27 protein-coding genes are annotated in these 20,154 nt (G+C 49.4%); 26 read left to right on the forward strand and 1 reads right to left on the reverse strand.

What is annotated here, in order from left to right:
* Positions 1-85: 85 nt before the first annotated feature.
* From EZE20_RS11965 to EZE20_RS12000, 8 genes are all read left to right on the forward strand, one after another.
* Entirely contained in the window at positions 86-967 is an 882-nt protein-coding gene (locus tag EZE20_RS11965; protein ID WP_132117904.1) for a S49 family peptidase, read from the forward strand.
* A gap of 25 nt (positions 968-992) precedes the next feature.
* The gene (locus EZE20_RS11970; protein ID WP_132117906.1) at positions 993-1,481 is read left to right on the forward strand and encodes a hypothetical protein; all 489 of its coding nucleotides are present in this window, start codon (positions 993-995) and stop codon (positions 1,479-1,481) included.
* Between the two features lie 54 nt (positions 1,482-1,535).
* Positions 1,536-2,543, forward strand: a complete 1,008-nt coding sequence (locus EZE20_RS11975; RefSeq protein WP_132117908.1) for a hypothetical protein — start codon at positions 1,536-1,538, stop codon at positions 2,541-2,543.
* Positions 2,544-2,613: 70 nt separating this feature from the next.
* A complete protein-coding gene (locus tag EZE20_RS11980; RefSeq protein WP_132117910.1) occupies positions 2,614-3,180 on the forward strand; it encodes a hypothetical protein in 567 nt (188 codons plus the stop codon).
* Positions 3,181-3,206: 26 nt separating this feature from the next.
* Positions 3,207-3,398 carry a hypothetical protein gene (locus tag EZE20_RS11985; protein ID WP_132117912.1) on the forward strand — a complete coding sequence of 64 codons (192 nt, stop codon included), beginning with the start codon at positions 3,207-3,209 and terminating at the stop codon, positions 3,396-3,398.
* Positions 3,379-3,840, forward strand: coding sequence for a hypothetical protein (locus tag EZE20_RS11990; protein ID WP_132117914.1), 462 nt, complete (start codon positions 3,379-3,381; stop codon positions 3,838-3,840). Before EZE20_RS11985 ends, EZE20_RS11990 begins: the two co-directional genes overlap by 20 nt.
* A gap of 249 nt (positions 3,841-4,089) precedes the next feature.
* On the forward strand, positions 4,090-4,428 hold the full coding sequence (locus EZE20_RS11995; protein WP_132117916.1) for a hypothetical protein: 339 nt from the start codon (positions 4,090-4,092) through the stop codon (positions 4,426-4,428).
* The gene (locus tag EZE20_RS12000; protein WP_132117918.1) at positions 4,346-4,948 is read left to right on the forward strand and encodes a hypothetical protein; all 603 of its coding nucleotides are present in this window, start codon (positions 4,346-4,348) and stop codon (positions 4,946-4,948) included. The genes EZE20_RS11995 and EZE20_RS12000 overlap by 83 nt, the downstream gene beginning before the upstream one ends.
* Here the strand turns inward: EZE20_RS12000 and EZE20_RS24020 are convergent.
* Positions 4,945-5,097 carry a hypothetical protein gene (locus EZE20_RS24020; protein ID WP_165933461.1) on the reverse strand — a complete coding sequence of 51 codons (153 nt, stop codon included), beginning with the start codon at positions 5,095-5,097 and terminating at the stop codon, positions 4,945-4,947. The genes EZE20_RS12000 and EZE20_RS24020 overlap by 4 nt on opposite strands.
* Between EZE20_RS24020 and EZE20_RS12005 the strand changes: the two genes are divergently transcribed.
* The 18 genes from EZE20_RS12005 to EZE20_RS12080 all read left to right on the forward strand — a co-directional run bounded on the left by EZE20_RS12005 (position 5,096) and on the right by EZE20_RS12080 (position 20,068).
* Complete coding sequence (locus EZE20_RS12005; protein WP_132117920.1) at positions 5,096-5,716, forward strand: ParB N-terminal domain-containing protein; 621 nt, start codon at positions 5,096-5,098, stop codon at positions 5,714-5,716. The genes EZE20_RS24020 and EZE20_RS12005 overlap by 2 nt on opposite strands.
* A gap of 54 nt (positions 5,717-5,770) precedes the next feature.
* The gene (locus tag EZE20_RS12010) at positions 5,771-6,511 is read left to right on the forward strand and encodes a GREB1-related protein (protein WP_132117922.1); all 741 of its coding nucleotides are present in this window, start codon (positions 5,771-5,773) and stop codon (positions 6,509-6,511) included.
* Positions 6,512-6,772: 261 nt separating this feature from the next.
* Positions 6,773-7,483: a hypothetical protein gene (locus EZE20_RS12015; RefSeq protein ID WP_132117924.1), complete on the forward strand. Its 711-nt coding sequence runs from the start codon at positions 6,773-6,775 to the stop codon at positions 7,481-7,483.
* Positions 7,484-7,543: 60 nt separating this feature from the next.
* Positions 7,544-8,338, forward strand: coding sequence for an N-6 DNA methylase (locus EZE20_RS12020; protein ID WP_132117926.1), 795 nt, complete (start codon positions 7,544-7,546; stop codon positions 8,336-8,338).
* A 133-nt stretch (positions 8,339-8,471) separates the two neighbouring features.
* Positions 8,472-8,642 (forward strand): hypothetical protein, encoded by a 171-nt coding sequence (locus EZE20_RS24025; protein ID WP_165933462.1) that lies wholly within the window; start codon positions 8,472-8,474, stop codon positions 8,640-8,642.
* Complete coding sequence (locus tag EZE20_RS24030; protein ID WP_165933463.1) at positions 8,639-8,803, forward strand: hypothetical protein; 165 nt, start codon at positions 8,639-8,641, stop codon at positions 8,801-8,803. Before EZE20_RS24025 ends, EZE20_RS24030 begins: the two co-directional genes overlap by 4 nt.
* A 71-nt stretch (positions 8,804-8,874) precedes the next feature.
* The gene (locus tag EZE20_RS24630; RefSeq protein ID WP_132117928.1) at positions 8,875-9,063 is read left to right on the forward strand and encodes a SymE family type I addiction module toxin; all 189 of its coding nucleotides are present in this window, start codon (positions 8,875-8,877) and stop codon (positions 9,061-9,063) included.
* Positions 9,064-9,122: 59 nt separating this feature from the next.
* Positions 9,123-9,632 carry an AAA family ATPase gene (locus EZE20_RS12030; protein ID WP_228713705.1) on the forward strand — a complete coding sequence of 170 codons (510 nt, stop codon included), beginning with the start codon at positions 9,123-9,125 and terminating at the stop codon, positions 9,630-9,632.
* A gap of 16 nt (positions 9,633-9,648) precedes the next feature.
* Positions 9,649-10,242, forward strand: a complete 594-nt coding sequence (locus tag EZE20_RS12035; protein WP_132117932.1) for a hypothetical protein — start codon at positions 9,649-9,651, stop codon at positions 10,240-10,242.
* Positions 10,187-11,809 carry a terminase large subunit domain-containing protein gene (locus EZE20_RS12040; RefSeq protein ID WP_228713707.1) on the forward strand — a complete coding sequence of 541 codons (1,623 nt, stop codon included), beginning with the start codon at positions 10,187-10,189 and terminating at the stop codon, positions 11,807-11,809. The genes EZE20_RS12035 and EZE20_RS12040 overlap by 56 nt, the downstream gene beginning before the upstream one ends.
* Before the next feature lie 406 nt (positions 11,810-12,215).
* On the forward strand, positions 12,216-12,521 hold the full coding sequence (locus EZE20_RS12045; protein WP_132117937.1) for a hypothetical protein: 306 nt from the start codon (positions 12,216-12,218) through the stop codon (positions 12,519-12,521).
* 6 nt (positions 12,522-12,527) lie between these two features.
* On the forward strand, positions 12,528-13,898 hold the full coding sequence (locus EZE20_RS12050; protein ID WP_132117939.1) for a hypothetical protein: 1,371 nt from the start codon (positions 12,528-12,530) through the stop codon (positions 13,896-13,898).
* A complete protein-coding gene (locus EZE20_RS12055) occupies positions 13,895-14,878 on the forward strand; it encodes a DUF6712 family protein (RefSeq protein WP_132117941.1) in 984 nt (327 codons plus the stop codon). Before EZE20_RS12050 ends, EZE20_RS12055 begins: the two co-directional genes overlap by 4 nt.
* Before the next feature lies 1 nt (position 14,879).
* Complete coding sequence (locus EZE20_RS12060; RefSeq protein ID WP_132117943.1) at positions 14,880-16,865, forward strand: DUF5977 domain-containing protein; 1,986 nt, start codon at positions 14,880-14,882, stop codon at positions 16,863-16,865.
* Entirely contained in the window at positions 16,862-17,680 is an 819-nt protein-coding gene (locus EZE20_RS12065; protein WP_132117945.1) for a hypothetical protein, read from the forward strand. Before EZE20_RS12060 ends, EZE20_RS12065 begins: the two co-directional genes overlap by 4 nt.
* Positions 17,673-18,203 carry a hypothetical protein gene (locus EZE20_RS12070; RefSeq protein ID WP_132117947.1) on the forward strand — a complete coding sequence of 177 codons (531 nt, stop codon included), beginning with the start codon at positions 17,673-17,675 and terminating at the stop codon, positions 18,201-18,203. The genes EZE20_RS12065 and EZE20_RS12070 overlap by 8 nt, the downstream gene beginning before the upstream one ends.
* A 98-nt stretch (positions 18,204-18,301) precedes the next feature.
* Positions 18,302-18,826 (forward strand): hypothetical protein, encoded by a 525-nt coding sequence (locus EZE20_RS12075; protein ID WP_207104703.1) that lies wholly within the window; start codon positions 18,302-18,304, stop codon positions 18,824-18,826.
* A gap of 102 nt (positions 18,827-18,928) precedes the next feature.
* Positions 18,929-20,068, forward strand: coding sequence for an adenine-specific methyltransferase EcoRI family protein (locus tag EZE20_RS12080; protein ID WP_132117951.1), 1,140 nt, complete (start codon positions 18,929-18,931; stop codon positions 20,066-20,068).
* Positions 20,069-20,154 lie beyond the last annotated feature (86 nt).

Consider the following 20,154-nt stretch of genomic DNA (forward strand, 5'->3'; position numbering starts at 1 on the left):
CCGGTCGCTATGCGGTCGGGCTGTTTTGTGTCCTACCTTAATTTCTAAGGCCCCTGCATATTCGTAGACATAATTCAGTACTACGATGCTTCACCGTTTTTTTTCTGGCCCCTGGGCAATGGAACCCCGCCTGCACGACCGCCTGGCACCCTTGGTGCTGAGTGGCCGGGTGGATTTGAATGCCGCCAAACTTGCGCGCGATCGCCGCTCTCCCCGCTTTGAAATTGTTGCGCTCGATGCGCCAACGAAAAATGCGGTCGGGAGTGGATCTGCCTATCGGTACCTGCCTAAGTTGGGCACGAAAGAAGGGGTGGTTCCAATCATCCCGGTGATTGGTACCATGACCCGCTATGGCGATATGTGCAGCTACGGCACCGAGGATATTTCGGCGTGGATTCTGGAAGCAGAAAACGACCGCTCGGTGGTTGGAATGGTGCTCGAAATCGACTCGGGGGGTGGTGAAGTGAATGGCACCGAACTGCTGGCCGAAGTGGTGCGACAGAGTTCCAAACCCGTAGTGGCCTATGTCACAGGAATGGCGGCAAGCGCTGCCTATTGGGTGGCAAGTGCTACGCAGTGGATTGTGATGGAAAGTGCCACGGCTTCGGAAGTGGGCTCCATTGGCGTGCTGAGCATGCACGTGGACATGACCAAGGCTCTGGAAAAACAGGGAATGGCCGTGACGATCATCCGGGCGGAAGGCTCGGAAAACAAGGCCTTGTACAATTCTGTCGAGCCGATCGACGCTGCGATGATTGCCGCCGTGCGCGCAGAGATGAAGCCGATTCGGGAAGCCTTCGAGGATTCGGTGCGAGCTGGCCGGCCAAACATTTCGGACAAGGTATTTGAGAGCAAGGGCGGGATGTTTCCTGCCTCCAAGGCCGTTGGGCTGGGCATGGCCGACGAGATTGGATTTCTTGGAAATGCAGTGGCGAAGGTGCTCGAACTGGCTCAAAAAGGAGAATGAGTATTCACTTAATTAATTAATAACAATGGATTTAGGACGAAAAACACTTGGTCAGCTGATGGCGCAGACCTTTGGTTTTGGCGGTAAAACTGCTGACGTCAGTGCGGATGTGGACACCGGCGAAACGGACGAAACCTCCGACGATACCGACGAAGACGAATCGGAAAACGAGACCGATGAAACCACCGAAACTGAGACGAAGCCTGCTGCCAAAACTGGGAAGAAAAAAGCTGCACAGGCAGACTCGAAAAAGGAAACGGTAGCATCGACCGTGACCCTTAGCCTGGACGATTACAATGCTTTGAAGGCGGATGCTGATCAGGCCAAAAGCCTAAAAGCTGCTCAGGCCGATTTGAAAAAAAAGGCTGCGGCCTGGGATGCTCATCAAAAGGCCGTGGGTGGCACGAACGCTGCGGAAGACAGCACCAACGAAACGAAATCGACCGACGCGGCTGACGATGCAGAAGCTAAGGAGATCAAGCGGCTGGAAGCTCGGTACAAGGGTCTGATGTAAGGATCTGAGGTACGGGGCACGGATTATTTTTTCACTATTTTTTTTCTATTAGCTATGGCAGCAAGTAATGTAGTTGATGTTTCGGCGCTGTCGGAACAATTGACCAAAGACAAAAAGGATTACGGTAAGATTTTTGGCCTGAAAATGGCCTCCGGATGGGACGCAAAGCCTGACTTTGTGCGCCTGGGGATTAATGAAGAAGTGATTCTGGTTCGTGACGAACTGGATAACCTCACGCAGCCTGGCCGGACAGGAGCAACGAACTTTTCAACCACGTTCATCAAGCAGAAGGAGCGTATCGGAAAGTTGAAACCTGCAAAGGTTGACTTGAAATTGACCGAGGAAGAATTGTACAAGTTGCGCGTGTCGTACATCGGCAAGCGGGAGCCTGGCAACCCTCGTGATATTAACTCGCTGCCCGGTCGGAATTACATCATGGGCCGAGTAATGGCGGGTATTGGCAAGGAGATCAACAAGGCGATTTTTAAGGGAGTTGAAAACCGGGCGACCGGGGTTCAGGGTGGCCTGAACCTGTTTGACGGGTTGAGCTTCAAATTTACCGAGGGCTACACGGCTGTGGAAGACGACGGAGTTGAAGATATTCCGGAAGGGAACAAAGTGACCGGTGCAGCTCTCGCAGTAACGGAAGCGAATATCCTGGGCGAGTTGAAGAAGATCGTGAATTTGATCTACGGCTCAGAGACGCTGATTGAGTACAAGGACGAAGCGGCATCGCTGTTTATCCCGCCAATGTGGTATCAGTACATGGTGAATGCCCTGGACAGTGCATTGAGCAACGGCAGTCAGGTGGTGTCAAAACGTGGAAATGAGTATGTGTTCAACTTGTTGCCCAACACGGTGATCAAGCCACGTACCTACATGATCGGCGTGGATAACATGGTTTGGACGGTGGATGGCAATCTGTTTTGGTTGCATCAGGATGTGGAGACTGATATTCCTCGTATCAAATTCCAGGAGTCGGACCGCGACCTAAAAATCCTGATCGACTTTGAGGTGAACGTTGAATATGCAGATGGCCGCCTGGTTGTACTGTATAAGTAAGCGATCGATTTAAAATAATTATTCACAGGGGTTGGGGAAGCCCACCCCCTATTTTTTCTCTACATAAAAAATGGCAGGAGTATTCAAAAATCTGGGATACGTAGCCCGTGGGGCTAGTAATTTAGGAGGCATCAGCCGCATGGTTGGTTTTGCCGAGAGCGATTTTGAGGGAGGTACTGGTTGGCCGCTGCGCAAGGACATTGTGGCCGGCGAAACATCCGTAGTGCCCCCATTGAAAGATGGTGTGGTTGGTGCGGAGTTCACGTTCGACCATGGCAGCTGCCGGGCGAAGTCGGGAAAGAAAGGAAAACTCGGCTATCAGAACCACGACCACGAGGTAGAAGCAAAATTCGCCGGTGTGTCGAAAGGGCAAGCTGCGGCTGTGGATGCGTTTTTTAACGAAGGTGGCGTGATTGTATGCTACTACAAGGATGGCAGTCGCCGGGTGTATGGTGCAAGCTGGAACCCGCTGGTGATTGAGGAATCGGACGATTCGGGTGCGAAGGGTGGTGATGCGAACAGCATTACGTTTAAGGCTAAGGCCGAAGATTTAGATTTTCACGCGCCTTTCCTTGCTCCTGCGGTTGTGCTACCTACCGACGCTACGGCTGTGAAGGCGATGCCTTTCGAGGTGTAATTCCTTAGGCAATGGCTAAGAAGAAAATGAAAATATGGCAAGTCCGGCCCGGTGTGGGCCGGATTGCCTTAGAAAAACAGGGTTCACGCATTGTGCTCAGCAATGATCTGCCGCAGGAGCTGCTTGCCGAACTGGCAAAGGAGAAACTTGCCGCAGGATTTTTGGAGCAGGTGTCTGTACCCATAACCGAATCTACCGATGTCGAAAGCGAAAGTTAATGCGGCGCTTACCGCCCTGGACAAAGCCGCCAAAGGTGCCTATAAGGTGCTGAACGAAGTGGCTGATAATACCTACGAAGGCTCCCCCGCCGAAGCCGAACCTACGAAGCATGCGTATGAGATCAGTTTGCGGCTTCGCAAGCAGCTTGAAATCTACGAAGCCAATGCCCAATACGACGGCATGTCTCCGGAAGAAATCGAGCTAAAAAAAGCGACCGACCTGGCCGAAGCTCGCGCGAAACTGAAAGCCGAAGCAGCTGCAAAGCTGGCCGAATTGAAGCCGAAGGCGGTGAAAGAAGTGGTGATGGAGGAAGATCCTGACCATGATGCGATGCCAGTGCCGATTAGTGATCCGGAGCCGGTGCAAGATCCTGAACCGGTGCAAGAACCTGAACCGGTTGGTGATCCTGAACCGGTGCAAGATCCAGAACCTTCGGCCTAGTATGAAAAGCTATCTATGAAAAACAGCCTTACGAGCGTAGGGCTGTTTTTTTGTGTCCTGTTGTATAGGGAAGGCTAGTGTGTATATTTGTAACGCTAACGATTGATAATTTTCTGGGGTACAAGTGTGGACATGCAATGGAATCAGGGCATGGCCGGTAAGCGTGCGGTTGTAAGTACCGCACCACTTGTACTCCGTTATTGGATTATCGGTCGTTAGCAGCGACTTACCGGCTTATATTTCTCCCCGATGATTCCTGCTCCTGTTGGTTTTGAAAGCCTGAATGAATTTCTCCATCGAAAAAAAATTGATGCAGAATATATCCGCAGCTCTTTGGAATCGTACCTCGGTAGCTATGATCACCGGCAGTGTGACTCGGACGATCTCGAACTTGATCATCAGGTATGGGCCTATCGACAGATCATTCATGAATTTGTTTTGATTCTCTACAATGACAGCAGCACAGCAGATACAGAAGCAGAAGGCAGCGCTGAGCCTGATGGAAATGAAAGTAAAGGCAGGCCGAGCACGCCCGGAGCAGCTCGACGCCCTGCGCAGCCAACTGGCCACCCTGCAAAAAAACGCTGAGCAAAAACCCCCATCGCCCGATCGGGCAGCCCCCACTACCCCAACTCCCGAAAAAACCGCAGCTGAGCGCCCGAAGGGTGAAGCCTATGCCGAAAAGCAGGCCGAACTAAGCACGGAAGCCAACGAGCTACGAAAGGAACAGGCGAAACTTAGCAACTTGCTGCACAAGGTGTCGCCCCACGTGGATTGCTACGAGTTGACGTCGCGTATCTACGAGTTGCAGGTACAGATTGAAGGACTGTGGGATGAAAAAAAGTACATCGAGCGAAACGGCCTGGATACGGGTGGCACGTTTCGTGATAGGCCAGAAAAAGTAGTGCCTGCCAAATCGCTGGACGATGTGCAGCACAAGGCCGTGCTGACCGTTGAGCTGCAACGGCTCCGGGAAAAGCGCTCGAAAGTGACAAGAAAGTTGGAAAACCCGAAATCGGCAGAATCGAAACGGGCAGAATGGAGCATCGAGCTCGCGCAGACGAATGCACGCATCGAGGAGCTGACGGCTCAGCGGTATGTACTTTAAGGCTTGCCCCGCATTTTTCGCCACTCTTTCCATTCTCTATTGGTGGTGAAGGTCGGGAGCGGGAGCAGTAATTGAAACATTGCCCAAAAGTACCATTTGAGTATTCGCCAGGTGCGATTTTGTTTTTTTACATTTTTACTGTTAGCCATGATTAATGAATTGTTTGTAACACAGAGGGTTGCTATTTCGGAATTGGTGCCCCACGTTAAGAATCCGCGGAAGATCAAAGCTACTGAAAAACAGAAACTTTGGGAGCGGATCCAAAAATTTGGCATGATCGGTATTCCCGTCCGGGATGCTGATAATACACTGCTAAGCGGGAATCAGCGATGTGAAGTGCTCGCATCGCATGGCCTGGGTGATTATGTCATCGACGTGCGCACGGCAGTGCGTAAACTCACCGAGCAAGAATTGCGGGAGGTGATGATGATCGAGAACAGCCACGCCGGAGAGTTTGATATGGAGGTGCTGAAAGCGGAGTTTGACGAATACATCGACCTCGATAGCTTTGGCCTAAGCCTGGACGAGCTGGCAAAGGACCTGACCGAAGCGGGCTCGGAACTCGCACCAAGCGAACCGGAGCTGCCTATTGTTGCGAAATTCAGCGAAAAGTACGACTCCGTGGTGATCATCTGCCGAAACGAAATTGACTATAATCACCTGGCTGAAAAGCTGGGACTTGATCGCTCGCAGTGCTATAAGAGCAGCAAGGTAGGTACCACGCACGTGCTTGATGCGAAACAGGTGATTGAGGTTTTGACGAAATAATCTACTGAATACCTGGCGAGGCCTGCGAAGTACTCCCAAACAAAATTTTGGCAAATGAAAGAAGTTAAGATAATAATTCCCTCGCACAAACGGGCGACCCGCGTCCGGACTACGAGTGCGGTCTATGGTGCTGCACTATGCGTCGAAGAAAGTCAGGCGGATCTGTACCGAAAGTGCAATCCCGGGATTGAGATCATAACGCACCCTGACAACGTGATCGGGCTGACCCGGAAACGGGACTGGATGATCAGGAACATTGGTGATGTGTTTATGCTCGATGATGACATTGAGCACCTGAGCAGGATCTATACCGAACCGGGTGAAGAAACGGTGGTAGATCCGGAAGTGGCGCACGATATAATCCAGATGACTGCCCACGCTGCCTGGCAGGCGGGCGCTTATTTGTTTGGGTTCAGCTCGTCACCCACCCCAATTTCCTTTAACAGCCTGAACCCCGTACAGCTGAGCGGCTACGTGACCGGCTGCGCCCATGGCGTTCTGACTGGCTCGAAGCTTTGGTACAATGGTGATATTCACTGTAACGAAGATTATTGGATATCGCTTCTTAATGCGCACCATCACCGCCTGATCTGGAAGGACACACGGTTCTATTGGGCACAAAAGGACACTTTCGTGAACCGTGGTGGCCTGGCTGAATTTCGTAACGTGGAAAATGAGGAGAAAGATTTTCTGCTACTCCGAAAGGTGTTTGGTGACGTGGTTGAGTTGCGAAAGTCGAACGGAAAGTCTAAATTGGCACATGCGTTTCAGAAAAGTTTGAGACTGCCGTTTTAAAATCCATAGAACCAAAGTGCTGCCCCTGGACAATTGTTCAGGGGCTTTTTTTGTGTGGTCCTACATTTCCTGCTACTTTTTTCGCCCCTATTCCCTACCACGCAGCGCCATTCTCACGGGCGATTTTCAGCCCAAAAAACCTCAAAAAAACTTCATTTTTCAGGAAAAATAAATGGTTCGTGGTGTTGTTAATCCGTTCTGTCGGGAGATCTTTATATCAGTTAACAATCACATATTTAACCTTTTAACTCCAATTAAGCAATGGAAAACGTAAGCACAATTTCGCAAAATGAAGTAGTAGTAGCCACTCGCCGGAACAAAGATCGTTTCCTGGAAGCGACCGGAAAATCAGAACAAGAGTATTACGCCTGGGCTACCTTAGTCGGGCAGCGTATGCACATTAACAAACTAGATGGGCTATTGTGTGCGAAAATCGGAATCTATACGGTTGCCCACCTAATTCACAAGCAAACGCAACTGCCACAGGGCATTGAGCAAAGCGAGGTGCAGGCGTACCTGATCGAAAACAGCAACAACCCCTATGAGCTCGCGCAGATTTGGTTGAGCCTAAAATCCGACGTCGAGAATTGGGTAAGCAAAGAAAGCATCCTGAATGAGTGGTTGACCGGCATCCGGAAAGAAGATTTTGAGGCGCACGGTGATCCCAATCATGCTGCGGATGTAAGCCGGGCGTGGTGGAAAAAGGACGCTGACGGTTTGGATGGTATTTTGCAAGAAATAAACAGTATGGAATTTTTGAATACGGAAATCAGCCTGAGCGATGCCATCGAGTTCATTCGGGCCAACCGCCCAGGGCGGTGGATTTGCCCCGCACTTACCGCGCAGAAATTAGTCGAGAGCCGGTTCAAGACCTTGACCACGTTCAACATCAAGGACTACTACGTAGAGCACCTGTTGAAAATGTGCCGAATCGAAACGGAACTGATTGCAGACGAAGATCTGCCGTTTTAATCACCTACCAGGCCCCGAGCGATCGGGGCCTTTTTTGTTTCACCGAAAATCAAAATACTTATGAGCAATATGCAAGACGCCCCGCGGCAAGTGAGGCCGATGGTGGATGTACTGAAAGAGTTTGGGGAGTACCGTTTCGACCCGGCAGACGTTTTCCGGGATTTTATAGATTATGGCATTGGCTGCCTGCTGGTCCACGGTGATCTGGACATGGGCAAACGCCTGCTGGATAAGTATGGAGCCGATTATGCGAAGTTCGGCACGATGCTCCGGGCGTGGATTGGGATTCTGGATAAGGAAGTGGCAGGCGATGGACAATGGTTTGATGCTTTGGGCTCGCTGTATGAATATTTGGCCAGCCAAAACAAACGCAGTTGGTTGGGGCAGTTTTTCACCCCTGCCTCAGTCTGCGACCTGATGACCATGCTAACGATCCAAAACATAGAAGGGACTGGCAAGCGGGTGAATGATCCTGCCGTGGGAAGCGGCCGCACGCTGCTCTCCATCAATAGTCGGTGGCCAGGCAATTATATGTTTGGCGAAGACATCGACCCGATTTGTGCCAAGATGGCGGCGCTGAATTTGGCCTTTCATGGTGCCCAGGGACAGATTAGCTGTTTGGATTCGCTGCGCCTTAACAGCTGGAAATTTGGTTACGAGCTTAACCCCTACCACCGTCACGGAGCGCCGCCGATTCCGCACCTGCTGCCGATTACGGAAGAAGGCAGCGTGGTGATGCAACACTGGCGGCAGCGAGTGCCCGACGTGGTTCAACAGCCGGTTGAAAAAGTGGCCAAACCTGCCCCGATACCAGAACCCAAACCTGTGTTTACGAGCCAATTGAGCTTGTTTTAGGAGAAAAATGGCTATCGGATTGATAGCCATTTTTTTAAAAAATAAATGGACTGCGGAGTTGTATATCCGTTCTGTCGGGAGATATTTATATCAGTTAAGTATCACATAATTAATCAATTAACTCAATTAAGCAATGAGGAATTTTAGCGAAAAAATCAGGTCCAAGCTTCGGCTAATCATGCAGCGTGCCTGGGGGTTATTCAGAAAAGGCGTTGTCAGTTTTTCGATGAGTCTCCGGCTCTCCTGGTCCATCCAGAAAGGCAAAATGAATGAAGGTCAACTCGCAAAACTGCTGAAACGATGAAAAGAAAGGATTTCAAAAAGCTGACACCGGTGGAGCAGGCAGCGCTCCGGGAGCTGATCGCCAACCAACCAAACGCCCTGGGCGGCGTACATCGGGAAAAGAAAAAAGGATATACCGATCTCCCGTTGTTTTTCAAGGACGATCAGACTAAACTGTTCTGAAATAACAAAAGCCCGCCTTGGGAGCGGGCTTTCAGTCAATCAGTAATTAAACTAACTAACCTCAATTAAGCATGTCAAAGGTAGCGCAAAAAATCACAAAAAGGAAGGTCGGCTCGAAATACTGCCGCAGAATTAGAAACAGAGCGGTATGGGCCCCATCGCTAAATCTTGCCGGGATCTGGATGCGGGATGCAGGGTTCAAGATCGGTGAGCGAGTAGATGTAATAGTAGTTAAGGGCAAGATAATCATTCAGAACTAATGGGAAAGTACGACATAACGACACAAAACGAATACGATTTCTTTGAGGTCAGCTCGGCAATGCAAAAGTGCATCCGCAGGGGAATGGAGGAAGAAGCTCTCTATTGGGCGGTGGAGCTCTACAATTCTGGATACAGCGAATATGTATGGAAGCGGCTCCGGATCATGAGCAGTGAGGATGTTGGGTTGGCGCATCCATCCATTTCATCAGAGATTTGGGCGCTTTACTGCATGTTTAAGGAACAGGCAAAGAAGAAGGAGGATAAGAACGAGCCGCAGCGCCTGTTTCTCACGCATGCGGTTTTCATCCTTGCCCGATCGCGCAAGAGCCGGCTAATTGATTGGGCGCTGCTCTGGGCATGGATCACGCATAAGTTTCGTAGGCTCGAAATCCCTGATTTTGCCTACGACAAGCACAACGAACGTGGTCGGCAGCAAAAACGTGGATGGGGTCACTTCTTTCGGGAAGGCACTCAATTGGAAAACCCGGCAGACGTCTGGAAGGAAGATGAGTATCGACGTCGGGCGATGAAGGCGATTGAAGATCCGGAGGGGATGGGTTTGTTTTAACTAAAAGTGTCCTATTGTGAGTGAAAGTCACGGTGCATTTTGCATCGTGACTTTTTTGCTATTAGCTATGAATGAATTAGAAAAAATGCCTCCTGGGGACTTCCTGCCCGAAAAAGGCAAACACAAGCTCGACAAGTTCAAGGACCATCTTGTTGCTCAGGTGCCACTATCTGCCAGGGATCAGGAGTATTTTGAAAAAATGAAAAAAGCCTGGTCGTGGGCGACAAAGATGTTCTCGCCACAAAAAGTAGTCGAGATGCTGCACAACGAGTATGGCCACGAGAAAACCCACGCCTATCAGATTCTTCGGGATAGTTATGCGCTGTGGGGTGATGCCTATGACCTGGACAAAAAAGGAGCGGCAAAGGTACTCGTCGAGTCTGCGTATGTTGCCCTGCAAATTGCAGTACGTGACAAAAACGGTGAACTGATCCTAAAAGCGGTCAAGGAGCTGCGCGAGCTCCAACAAATTGATAAGCTCGAAACAGCGATTTCTCCTGAGCAGGCCATGCCGCCAGGTACGCGAGTGTATGTCTTTACTGCCCCCACGCAAAATGAGGGTACTGGTTCTGGAAAGGAGGTGGAAGATGGGGAATATAGTGTTGAATAGTCGAGAGATACAGATCAACGTCAATCCTGCGCAGGGTCGGTTTCTTCATGCTTTGATGGAGAATGAAGCCGATTTTGAGAAAAACGGCAAAATGTATCAGACTGGTTTTCGAGCAACTTTCAACGGTGGGCGTGGATCCGGAAAAACCAATGTGCTAATGAAATTGCTGGCGGAAGTGGCATTTGCCCTGCCTCGATCTAAGGTTGGGCTTGCCTCCATGACCTATCGACACGTGCAAGACGTTGTACTTTCACAGAGCCGAAAGGTTTTCGAGGACTATGGCTTGTACGAATATGACCCCAAGGTTCGCCCATGGGGTCACTACACACTCAACCGCCGACCGCCCGAAACTTGGTGGCATCCCTACGAAGGGATTAATACGTACGAAAACTGTATCTGCTTCAAGAACGGATGTACGATCGTATTTCTTTCCGCCGATCGCCCGGACACAGCACGTGGATTGAACCTCGATGTGCTGCTAATGGACGAGAGCTTTAAGTTGAAAGAGGACTTCTATAATACCGTATTGCGTAAAACGGTACGAGCTAACAAGTATTTGTATGCGGATCCACGTCCGCACAGGAAAGGTTTCAACCATCCACTTCATTGGCTCATTGCCGATTTCACGTCCGCAGCATGGACCCCTGAACAGCAGTGGATCTACCGCACCGAGGAGCTCATGAAGAAAGACCCGAAGCGCTACTATTTTCAGGAAGCGACTGCCTACGATAACCTCGATAATTTACCAGGGAACTTCATCGAAACAGAACGTGAATCCTGCGCAGACGAAATGACCTTTGAGGTCGAGATCCTGAACCGGCGCGTGATCAGGCTGAACAACGCCTATTATCCATCGCTAAGTACGAGCCGTCACACTTACAATGAAATGTACGACTATCAGTTCGATGACAAGTCTCGACTGTATGTTCACAAGCGTATCGACTATGATGAAAACAAGCCCCTCGAAATCAGCTGCGATTTTAACGCACGGTTTACCTGTATGGTTATTGCTCAGGAGTTTCCGAGCGAGCTGCGTTTCATAGATAATATCTTTGTCAAGCGTGCCAATACTACCCTGGTTGAAGAAATGGCTACTATATTCTGTACCAGGTACAAGGCCCACAAAAAGAGGGTGCTGTTTTTATACGGTGATAGTTCTGGAAAGAAGGGTGATCCTGGTAGAACTACTACCCACTATCAACAACTAATCCAAGTACTTAGAAATAATGGGTGGTCGATTAAGGACTGCGTACAACAATCCTACCCTCCTTACAAAATACGCTACCGTGTAGTGAATACTATCCTATCTGAATCTAAGCCCTCTATACCTCGTATACGTATCAACGAGATAGAGTGTAAGTCACTACTCATTAGCCTCCAGCATGCACCAATCATTAGTGACAACTTCGAGAAAGACAAACGTTCAGAGAACAATGAAAAGCTTGATCAGCAATATGCAACACACTTAAGCGATGCATTCGATTACATTGTATTCAAGAAGTTCTCACGTATTGTCCCAATCACAAGCTCAGGATCAAGGCGCATGAGAACATCCAATGCCGCTTAACAAACTAAAAGTTTCTCATCAAGGCGCATGAAGACATCCAACGCCTCTTGACTTCACATTTAGAAATCCGAAACGATCCATTGTTTCGGATTTCAATTTAAATCCGAAAATTTCAATTTTTTGAATTTTTTGAATTTTGATCGACACGACTATTGCCACAAACCACGAATCGAATAAGTCATTGACGATCAAGCCGAAAACGAGCCTGCATATATTCACAAAAACGATTTGGCAATTGCCTTTTCGATATAGGGCGGGCAACCCCTTTAAAGGGAAGCGGAATGTTAAAGCCGTTTTTCGGAGCTAACTGCCTGAAAGTCAAAATTGAGAGTCTTGGAAACAGCGGAATGGCGTTTCTGTGAAAAATCGTCCTACTGGATTAGGGTTGATTGAGCGAATTTTCAGCATGGGAACAATATACATACGTGACGTTCGGCGGCAGGTAGACCTGTTGACGAAGTTTGGAGACCAGACCTTTTCGATCACCTACCGGAAAAAGGACGGGAGCTACGGTGAGAAGAAAAATTGCAGAAACAGGTCCGCAGATGTGAAGCACCAAAAGTCGGATCTGCTTAGCATTCGGCAGGCGAGCCGTCGCGCTGGATACTTGCGTTTTGAGTTTCGCGACCAGGGCGGGCGGTGGCTGAAACGGGAGATCCTGTTTTGCCTACTGGTAAGTTTTAACGGCCACATAATTGACCACAATTTCTAATTCTATATGGCGATCGAAAAAATTAAAGTTGGTACGCGCAGAATCGCAATGACGAAGCATGCCGACGCTGGGCAACGTGACACGACCGGTGTGAAACCCGGCACGGAGCGCACCGTGAATGTTGACAAGAAAAGCTACATCTATTACCCGTGGGGTGACAATAATATATTGCCCAACGAACGGGTAAAGTTGCTCCGGAGCAATGGCGATGCGCAGAACCTGGTACAAGCTCGAATCGATTTTTTGTACGGTGGTGGTTTTGGTTTCTTCAAGCACGTGAAAAAGGATAACATCATTATCCGGGAGCCATTCACAAACGATGCAATTGAAGAATACATTGATGCCTACAATGTGCCTGATTTGAGTGAGGTAATTGATCGGGCGTTAACCTCCATTGTCGAAACGGGTAATGCATTTATCCGGAGAAATGTAGTTGAAGATTTGCCGATATATTCCGTGAAAGATTCTCTTATCATGCGGGCAACCCTTGCTGATCCGATCGTGAAAACGTATTTGCTCTGTCCGGATTGGACGGATCAGGATGCGATGGATAAGCATACCTCGGTTATGCCTGCCTACAATCCTGAAAGTACGGACGTTATGGACTCCATTGTTCACCTACGCCCATACCAAAGCGGCCAACCCTACTACGGGTATGCGCAGTATTGGGGTGATCAATCCGTTCACTGGATTGAGGTCATGAACTACATTGCCAGCTCGATGATTGGCACGGTGAAGCACAACAAGAACCTTGCCCACGTGGTCCGGGTAGCGAGCAGGTACTTCGATGAAATGGCGGCAAGTGCTTCGCTGGATGATACGACCTCCGACGAACCGGAAGATTTCGAGAAGCAGAAAGACAAGGCCCGCGACGAATTTTACAAGTCAATTGAAAATATCTTTTCTGAGAAAAACGACACCGGCCCCCGATTGATTTTCGACGAATGCGACCTCACGCCTGACGGCAAACTTTCCGGATTCATCCAATTTGAAGAAATTAAGCGATCGCTTAATGCGAAGGAGCTGAATGAAGCCTATCAGCTTGCGTTACTTGCGTTTTCAAACGCCTCCCGAATGCTGCCAAGTTTGGCCGGCGTCTCAGACGGCAAGATGCTCGGCGGCTCCGGATCAGAACTGAAAGTGGCTGCCAACTTCCAGCAACACTTCCGCACCGCACGGGAAAGAAAGCTGATCACCGGGTTATTCAACAGCGATGTGAAGAAAGCATTGAAGCTCCCGAAAGATGTGTATGCTGGTTTTCATGACATTCTCTTGGTCTCCGACGACAAAAACCCCGCTGGCGTTGAGCAGAAAAAAACATCTGGACTGAAACAGGAAACAGGCGACAAAGCCGAAGAAACCGACACAGAAAAATGATACTGAAAGGCGTACAAGATCTTACGAAATACTTAGGCCGGGCCGTGATGAATGCCACGACCGACGAATTCCTTGCCCCCTACATTCAGATGGCGCAGGATGGAGAACTGACGCGTGCGGTAGGAGCTGAGCTCGTGGCCGAAATTGATACGCAGTACAACGCAGAAAATCTTTCTGACGAAAATGAGGGACTGCTTATATACATGCAGAAGGTAGTTGCCTGGTATGCGTACCTGCACTATCTACCGTTTTCGATCGGTAATGACGGTGACAACGGTTTGCAGGAAATGAGCACCGAAAGCACGGCCCCCGTCCGAATTGGCGTGTTGGATAAGCGACTACGGGAAACGGAACGCAATGCCATTGAAGCATTGGAAAATCTGCTGGTTTACCTGGAAAGTTTTGATTCCGATACGTACAAAGATTCGCCGACCGCAAAGGCATCCCGTACCATGTTTGTTCCTTCGGCTACGGCTATGAGTGAATTTCTTCCGCAGATTGACCGGAACTACCGGCTGTACGTGAACATTCGCCCGTATATCGTTTTGGCCGAGTTGGATTATATCCTACCGCGTTTGGGACAGGAGCAATACGACCAACTGAAAGAAGCTTTGCTTGAATCAACAGCCACAGATCCTGAAAAAAAACTACTTCGGCTCATTGCCCGTGCCCTGGCTCATACCGCCTACTGGATGGCGCTGCCTAATCTGCAATTTGCGCTGTTATCGTCTGGTAGCATACGGGTGCTGTCTGATTTTGATGGCATCTATAACCGCAAAAATGCTCCGGAACAAACTGTTGCATACCTGATCGAACAGGCCGAAACCGACTCCAAGAAGCATCTGAACGCCCTGGTTAATTTTCTCCGGAAAAACCTAACCACCTACCCGCTTTATGCGGCAAGTAGTGCCGCTGGCAAGGAACAAACTAACCGGCTGCCAGACAATTCCAAGTACAACAAAGTTTTCCGGATGAAATGATATGGACTATCTAGCAACCATTACCCACCAAAAATTAGTACTTGCCCGAAACCCGGTCGTGATTGGCATGGAGCCGGTTGTATTGGCAGAAGGTCTCAGCCGGGTAGATCTGCTGTACATCTGTGAGCTATTCATGCAGGAAGGCTTTCAGGCTGCCGGGTTCGGCTCCACTTCGGTCCACGAAGCTAATGAAGAACCTCCTACGGACGATTCTCCTTTTTCTGCCGGTGCCTATTTCGAGATTCAAACCCGTCTCGACGACATGCTTTCGGCAGAGCCGCCGCCTTTCGATGCCAGCAAAATCCTTGTGTGTGCAGGCAATACCCGTCAGTTTTTTGTACGGAAAAGCCGGTTCAATGGCGACGATCTGCTAGACACCGAAGACGAAACCTCCGAGTGGGCGATCAAGGCCGGAATCTCCGAGCGTGATTATGATACCTACGGCGGTCTGTTTTTCACGCGCCACATTGCCGAAGGCCGGCGCTTCCTGACTTGGCAGCCGAACAATAAGCTTGTCCGGACGGATCAGCCGGAATGGCTTTACTTCCTCACGAACTTTTCACCCGCACCGGAGCAGCTGCATGTTCGGGTAGATTGCCTTTACGAGGACAGTACCCGTGAAACCTACACGGCCCTGACAATGGAGGATATTTCGTACATGACCGTCTACGGTATTCCGGTTTCTATGCAGGCACTTGGTTTGCTCGACCGGGAGAAAACCGTGGTACGCTATGACGTGTGGTTATCGAACGAAAACACGGAACGCATTTCCGAAATCCGCAGCTACCAGGTATGGACCGAATACTTCGAGACCGTCCGGTACTTGCTCTTTCAAAACGGCCTCGGTGGTTACGACACCCTGCCGTTTGTTGGTTTGTCGGTCGAGAGCATGAAAGTTTCCCGTCAGATCCTGTCACGTTTTGTGGGGCATGATTACCTGCCAACCGTGAGCGAAGAAATAATTAACGAGGTCACCGGCGATCGGCAGATCACGCTATCAACGGGCAACCGGCTACGAGCTGAGCACCGAACGTATTTTGAGGATATGTTGCTGTCGCAGGAATTCCGGATTGCCGACAACGGCGAGTGGATTCCGGTTGTGCCGGCTTTCGATACGCTCACCACCGAGAACATTGCCGAATGGCCGATCGACCGGACGCTAACGTTCCGATACACCAACCCTTTCAGCCGATTTAGCAAGCTTCCCAAAATCGCAAAAGACGATCGGCCTACGGGTTGGCGCGACTGGATCACCTCCTGTGAGCTGGGCGCGAATGGTCTGCGTACAGGCCGACGTATTGTGAATGCTCTCGTAAAATACTATTTGGATAGTGGCGAAAATGTACGCCCTCTCGTTACTTCGGTTAATGCTCCCGGAGCCGATGGATACATTCCGCCCTGGGAAACGGAAGATTGCGATTTGGAAACAACGCCTTTCTTTTCGGAGGAAGTGGTGTATGTATCGCAAAAGAAAAAGTCTGGTTGTTCGGTTGGATTCATCGGAGGTTCCTGGAATATAACCATTGCAGCCGAAAGTTACGGTTCTGAAATCAGTCAGGCAGATGCAAACGCTAAGGCGCTTGCTGCCGCATTGGCTATGGATACTCAGGCAAATGCAGATACGAACGCCGTTTGTATTTCTACTACACCTATTCCCCTTTCTTTGGTACAGGTCGTTTCCGGACCGGTTAGTTATATCTATTACCCTTCCATCCAGGTACTGGCAAATTCTGTTTCTAAAATACCTGCACGAGACCCCTTTACAGCAAAGGTTTTTGCTGCTAGTCCGATGGACGCCGGTGTTTATAATATCGACCTGAAACTAACCTACATCATATTTATTTCGCGCCGGCCGGTGATTATCACGATCCCTTCCAAGGGCCTGACTTCGCCGGTACTGAACAAACCCCAAACCTACCGATTTGCCAACGTAGCCATAAATTGGGAAGATCCTGAAATAGAAATTATCGTAACCGAAGCACCATGAACCTGATTCGATACAGAAACAAAACCTACAAAGCGCCTGAGCGCTGGGAAGAATGCTCCCTCGAACAGTGGGGCGCACTCGTTGCCTTTGGCCGGGTGCCCGCCGAAGACCGAACGCCCGACATGCAGGTACTTGCTGCGCAAATGTGGCTCCAAGTTCCTGCCGACGAATGGGAAAAGTGGCAGCTGGATCTGTTACAATGGGAAGCTTTGCAAAAAGCCTTTGATTGGATATGGACACCTCCTACGGCCCGGCCTTGTGAGCATTTCTTACACATGGACGAGAAATATTACGTTTTTGGCCCCAACTTCGAGGACACCAAGGCGCTGGAACTTAGCCTGGCGCTGATGGACTACGTTGCTTTCTCTGACCCCGACGAACCGGACCTGACCGCCTACGAGCGTATATTGGCCACGCTTTGCCGCCCGGAGCGGAAAGATTTGTTTCACTTTCGTGAGTCGGACGAGTGGGACGGTGACCTGCGGGAGCTGTACAACGAAGCCCGCACTGCCGACCGCGCAATCGCTCTCAGCTCGCTTAGCGAAATGTCGAAGCTCGCTCTGTTCGATTATTTCGAGCGATCGGCAAAAGCCTTCCTGACACAATACGAGCAGGTTTTTGGCGGCTCCGGCACACTCGAACCCCGCTACCCGGACGGGCGTGGCTGGATCATGCTACTGAAAAATATCGCGAAGGAAGGGCACTTCGGAAACTTCGATATGGTCTGCAAACAGCCCGCGCACCTGGTTTGGGCTAGTATGCTCGACGATGTGCTTCACAATCAGGAACTAATTAACGACTCTGAAAATGCCTAATCTACCCGCTCCCTTACATATTACCGACCTGCTCACGCTGAATGACTTTTACGACGCCGTGGCCACGAAGGTCGTTTTTTCTTCCTATCACCTGGTCTCGTCGGGTGAAGAAGGGGTGCAGGAGGTGCAGCACATTTTTGAAAAGTCTGTTCTTCCCGGCGATATGATCATGACCGCCCAAATTGCCGAAACGCCCCTGACCGACAACGATACCGGCCTTACCCGTGCCACCTTTGCCTGCACCCTAATGGTGCTCGAAAAAATGGGAGGTGGTGCCCGCACAGCCGCCGTAAAGCTCGCAGTCCGCAACCGCACCTGGCTGAAAATGCTGGCCGTGATTGGCTTCATCCGCAGCTGTGCCGAGTACGCCGCTGCCAATAGCACCGCAAGCGACGAGCTCGAAATCTCCCTCCATCAGGACCGCCTATTGCCCATTGGCAGCATTGCCAACGCAACCGTGCAAGGCTGGCTTATCGACATCGACGTCACGATTCCAATCAATCACTATTTGTTTCTTGAGTAATGGCCATTGAAGAAGAAATCCTGCGGAAGTTCGAAAACGAAGTCGTTGAAGTCTGCGACCACATTTTCACAGAGGGGGTGCGGCAGATGCGTACCTCGATGGAAAACGCTGGCCTGATCCTGACCGAGGAACTGAAACGCTCCATCTATTCCGAGCGAACCTTTGTGGCCGGACAACTGGAAGTACATTTCCGTATGGGCATGCGGGGTTATGGTCGATTTAAGGACATGCGAAAACTTTCCTTCGCCAACTTCCCGAAGGTCGATGCCCTGGTAGAGTTCGTGGAAGCGGTCGGTGTAGAGAAATTCATCAACAATGAGTCTGTCACGATTAGTGGCAAGGATGTGACACTATTCGTGCCAGGCTATTACATCAACACGAAACGGCGTGCTGTGCCTACCGCTGAGCGTGCCAAAACCCGCATTGCCTACGCGATCGGGCGCAGCATGCAGCAAATGAATACCCTGAAACGCTCGAAAAACCCTTTCTATAATCTGAATAAGGCCGATATCTACAATGATATTGCGAAATATCTGATGGAGAAACTGCCTCCTGAAATGATGCAGGCCTTGAAAGACTACTACGAAAAACCATTTTATGAGAAAGATGAATGGTGGGGCTGAGTAATTGAAAGATACGGTAGGCTTTAATTCACGATCATGACCTATATTGCAGTTCATCTGTAATAGTAGCATTAATCTTAAAATTTTCGAGTTCACCAGACCATGGCTAACATCAATTTAAGCAAAGCAAAAAATGCAAAAAACGACGAGTTCTACACACAATACCACGACATCGAAAAAGAAATCAACGCCTATCTTGATTTCGACCCCGATGTCTTTCGTGGCAAAACCATCCTACTGCCCTGCGACGATCCGGAATGGAGCAACTTCACCAAGTTCTTTGCCCAAAACTTCGAGCGCTTTGGCATAAAGAAACTCATCAGTACCAGCTACGCCGTTGAAAGCAGGCATTACAAAACAGGGTATCAAATCACGATGTTTGAGCAAAACGCCCCTCAATACGACAAAACCAAAGCCACAAAAAACGGAAAGATATTCACCCTTACCCGTGACCAATCAGGTGATAGTAAAGTGGATGTAAATGATCTGGTATGGCAATACCTGGATGGCGACGGCGATTTCAATAGTGAGGAGGTTAAGAAACTCCGCGATGAAGCCGATATCATCATTACCAATCCTCCCTTTTCTCTCTTTCGCGATTTTTTATCCTGGATTGTTAGGGCTGGAAAGCAGTTTGTGATTATCGGCAATATGAATGCCATTACCTACAAGGAAGTCTTTCCGCTGATTAAAAAGAATAAGATGTGGCTTGGTGCAACCGGTAATGGTAATGATATGGTTTTTGCAGTTCCAAAAGGGACAGAGGTTGATGAGAAGGATAAACAAAAGGCTGCTCGCTTGGGCTATGTAGGTGATTATACAAGACTTGGAAATTCCTGCTGGTTTACAACAATTGATCACGGCAGGCGTCACCAGCCGTTGCAACTAATGACCATGGCAGATAACCTGAGGTTTAACAAGAAGTTAAAGGGAAAAGAAAAGTATGATCAGTACGACAACTACGATGCTATTGATGTACCCTTTACAGACGCTATTCCAAATGACTTTGATGGAGTAATGGGTGTGCCGATAAGTTTCCTGGATAAATATTCCCCTGAGCAGTTTGAAATTGTAGGAATTACAGATAGAGAAGCTGACAATGCTTTTAGAACTAAGATTTATACTCGTAAGGATAGCTCAAAATTTAGTGATTTAAACAGACGGGCTACCATAAAAACTAACGATGAAATTGTACCTGTATACGCACGCCTTTTAATCAAGAGTAAAAAGTTAACAGAATAAAATGAAAACCACCCTCAAAACCGATATCACCATATTTAATTCACGATCATGCCTATATTGCAGTTCATCTGTAATAGTAGCATTAA

Source organism: Arundinibacter roseus, assembly GCF_004348825.1.
Taxonomy (GTDB): domain Bacteria; phylum Bacteroidota; class Bacteroidia; order Cytophagales; family Spirosomataceae; genus Arundinibacter; species Arundinibacter roseus.

What these genes read in the sequence shown, in the direction of transcription:
- EZE20_RS11975 (WP_132117908.1), top strand. Translation starts at nt 1,536, where the DNA reads ATGGCAGCAAGTAATGTAGTTGATGTTTCGGCGCTGTCGGAACAATTG.
- EZE20_RS11965 (WP_132117904.1), top strand. Translation starts at nt 86, where the DNA reads ATGCTTCACCGTTTTTTTTCTGGCCCCTGGGCAATGGAACCCCGCCTG.
- EZE20_RS24030 (WP_165933463.1), top strand. Translation starts at nt 8,639, where the DNA reads ATGAAAAGAAAGGATTTCAAAAAGCTGACACCGGTGGAGCAGGCAGCG.
- EZE20_RS12005 (WP_132117920.1), top strand. Translation starts at nt 5,096, where the DNA reads ATGATTAATGAATTGTTTGTAACACAGAGGGTTGCTATTTCGGAATTG.
- EZE20_RS12040 (WP_228713707.1), top strand. Translation starts at nt 10,187, where the DNA reads ATGAGGGTACTGGTTCTGGAAAGGAGGTGGAAGATGGGGAATATAGTG.
- EZE20_RS12080 (WP_132117951.1), top strand. Translation starts at nt 18,929, where the DNA reads ATGGCTAACATCAATTTAAGCAAAGCAAAAAATGCAAAAAACGACGAG.
- EZE20_RS24025 (WP_165933462.1), top strand. Translation starts at nt 8,472, where the DNA reads ATGAGGAATTTTAGCGAAAAAATCAGGTCCAAGCTTCGGCTAATCATG.
- EZE20_RS12000 (WP_132117918.1), top strand. Translation starts at nt 4,346, where the DNA reads ATGAAAGTAAAGGCAGGCCGAGCACGCCCGGAGCAGCTCGACGCCCTG.
- EZE20_RS12030 (WP_228713705.1), top strand. Translation starts at nt 9,123, where the DNA reads ATGCAAAAGTGCATCCGCAGGGGAATGGAGGAAGAAGCTCTCTATTGG.
- EZE20_RS11985 (WP_132117912.1), top strand. Translation starts at nt 3,207, where the DNA reads ATGAAAATATGGCAAGTCCGGCCCGGTGTGGGCCGGATTGCCTTAGAA.
- EZE20_RS24630 (WP_132117928.1), top strand. Translation starts at nt 8,875, where the DNA reads ATGTCAAAGGTAGCGCAAAAAATCACAAAAAGGAAGGTCGGCTCGAAA.
- EZE20_RS12055 (WP_132117941.1), top strand. Translation starts at nt 13,895, where the DNA reads ATGATACTGAAAGGCGTACAAGATCTTACGAAATACTTAGGCCGGGCC.
- EZE20_RS24020 (WP_165933461.1), bottom strand. Translation starts at nt 5,097, where the DNA reads ATGGCTAACAGTAAAAATGTAAAAAAACAAAATCGCACCTGGCGAATA.
- EZE20_RS12060 (WP_132117943.1), top strand. Translation starts at nt 14,880, where the DNA reads ATGGACTATCTAGCAACCATTACCCACCAAAAATTAGTACTTGCCCGA.
- EZE20_RS11990 (WP_132117914.1), top strand. Translation starts at nt 3,379, where the DNA reads ATGTCGAAAGCGAAAGTTAATGCGGCGCTTACCGCCCTGGACAAAGCC.
- EZE20_RS12010 (WP_132117922.1), top strand. Translation starts at nt 5,771, where the DNA reads ATGAAAGAAGTTAAGATAATAATTCCCTCGCACAAACGGGCGACCCGC.
- EZE20_RS11980 (WP_132117910.1), top strand. Translation starts at nt 2,614, where the DNA reads ATGGCAGGAGTATTCAAAAATCTGGGATACGTAGCCCGTGGGGCTAGT.
- EZE20_RS12065 (WP_132117945.1), top strand. Translation starts at nt 16,862, where the DNA reads ATGAACCTGATTCGATACAGAAACAAAACCTACAAAGCGCCTGAGCGC.
- EZE20_RS12075 (WP_207104703.1), top strand. Translation starts at nt 18,302, where the DNA reads ATGGAAAACGCTGGCCTGATCCTGACCGAGGAACTGAAACGCTCCATC.
- EZE20_RS12020 (WP_132117926.1), top strand. Translation starts at nt 7,544, where the DNA reads ATGAGCAATATGCAAGACGCCCCGCGGCAAGTGAGGCCGATGGTGGAT.
- EZE20_RS11995 (WP_132117916.1), top strand. Translation starts at nt 4,090, where the DNA reads ATGATTCCTGCTCCTGTTGGTTTTGAAAGCCTGAATGAATTTCTCCAT.
- EZE20_RS12045 (WP_132117937.1), top strand. Translation starts at nt 12,216, where the DNA reads ATGGGAACAATATACATACGTGACGTTCGGCGGCAGGTAGACCTGTTG.
- EZE20_RS12070 (WP_132117947.1), top strand. Translation starts at nt 17,673, where the DNA reads ATGCCTAATCTACCCGCTCCCTTACATATTACCGACCTGCTCACGCTG.
- EZE20_RS11970 (WP_132117906.1), top strand. Translation starts at nt 993, where the DNA reads ATGGATTTAGGACGAAAAACACTTGGTCAGCTGATGGCGCAGACCTTT.
- EZE20_RS12015 (WP_132117924.1), top strand. Translation starts at nt 6,773, where the DNA reads ATGGAAAACGTAAGCACAATTTCGCAAAATGAAGTAGTAGTAGCCACT.
- EZE20_RS12050 (WP_132117939.1), top strand. Translation starts at nt 12,528, where the DNA reads ATGGCGATCGAAAAAATTAAAGTTGGTACGCGCAGAATCGCAATGACG.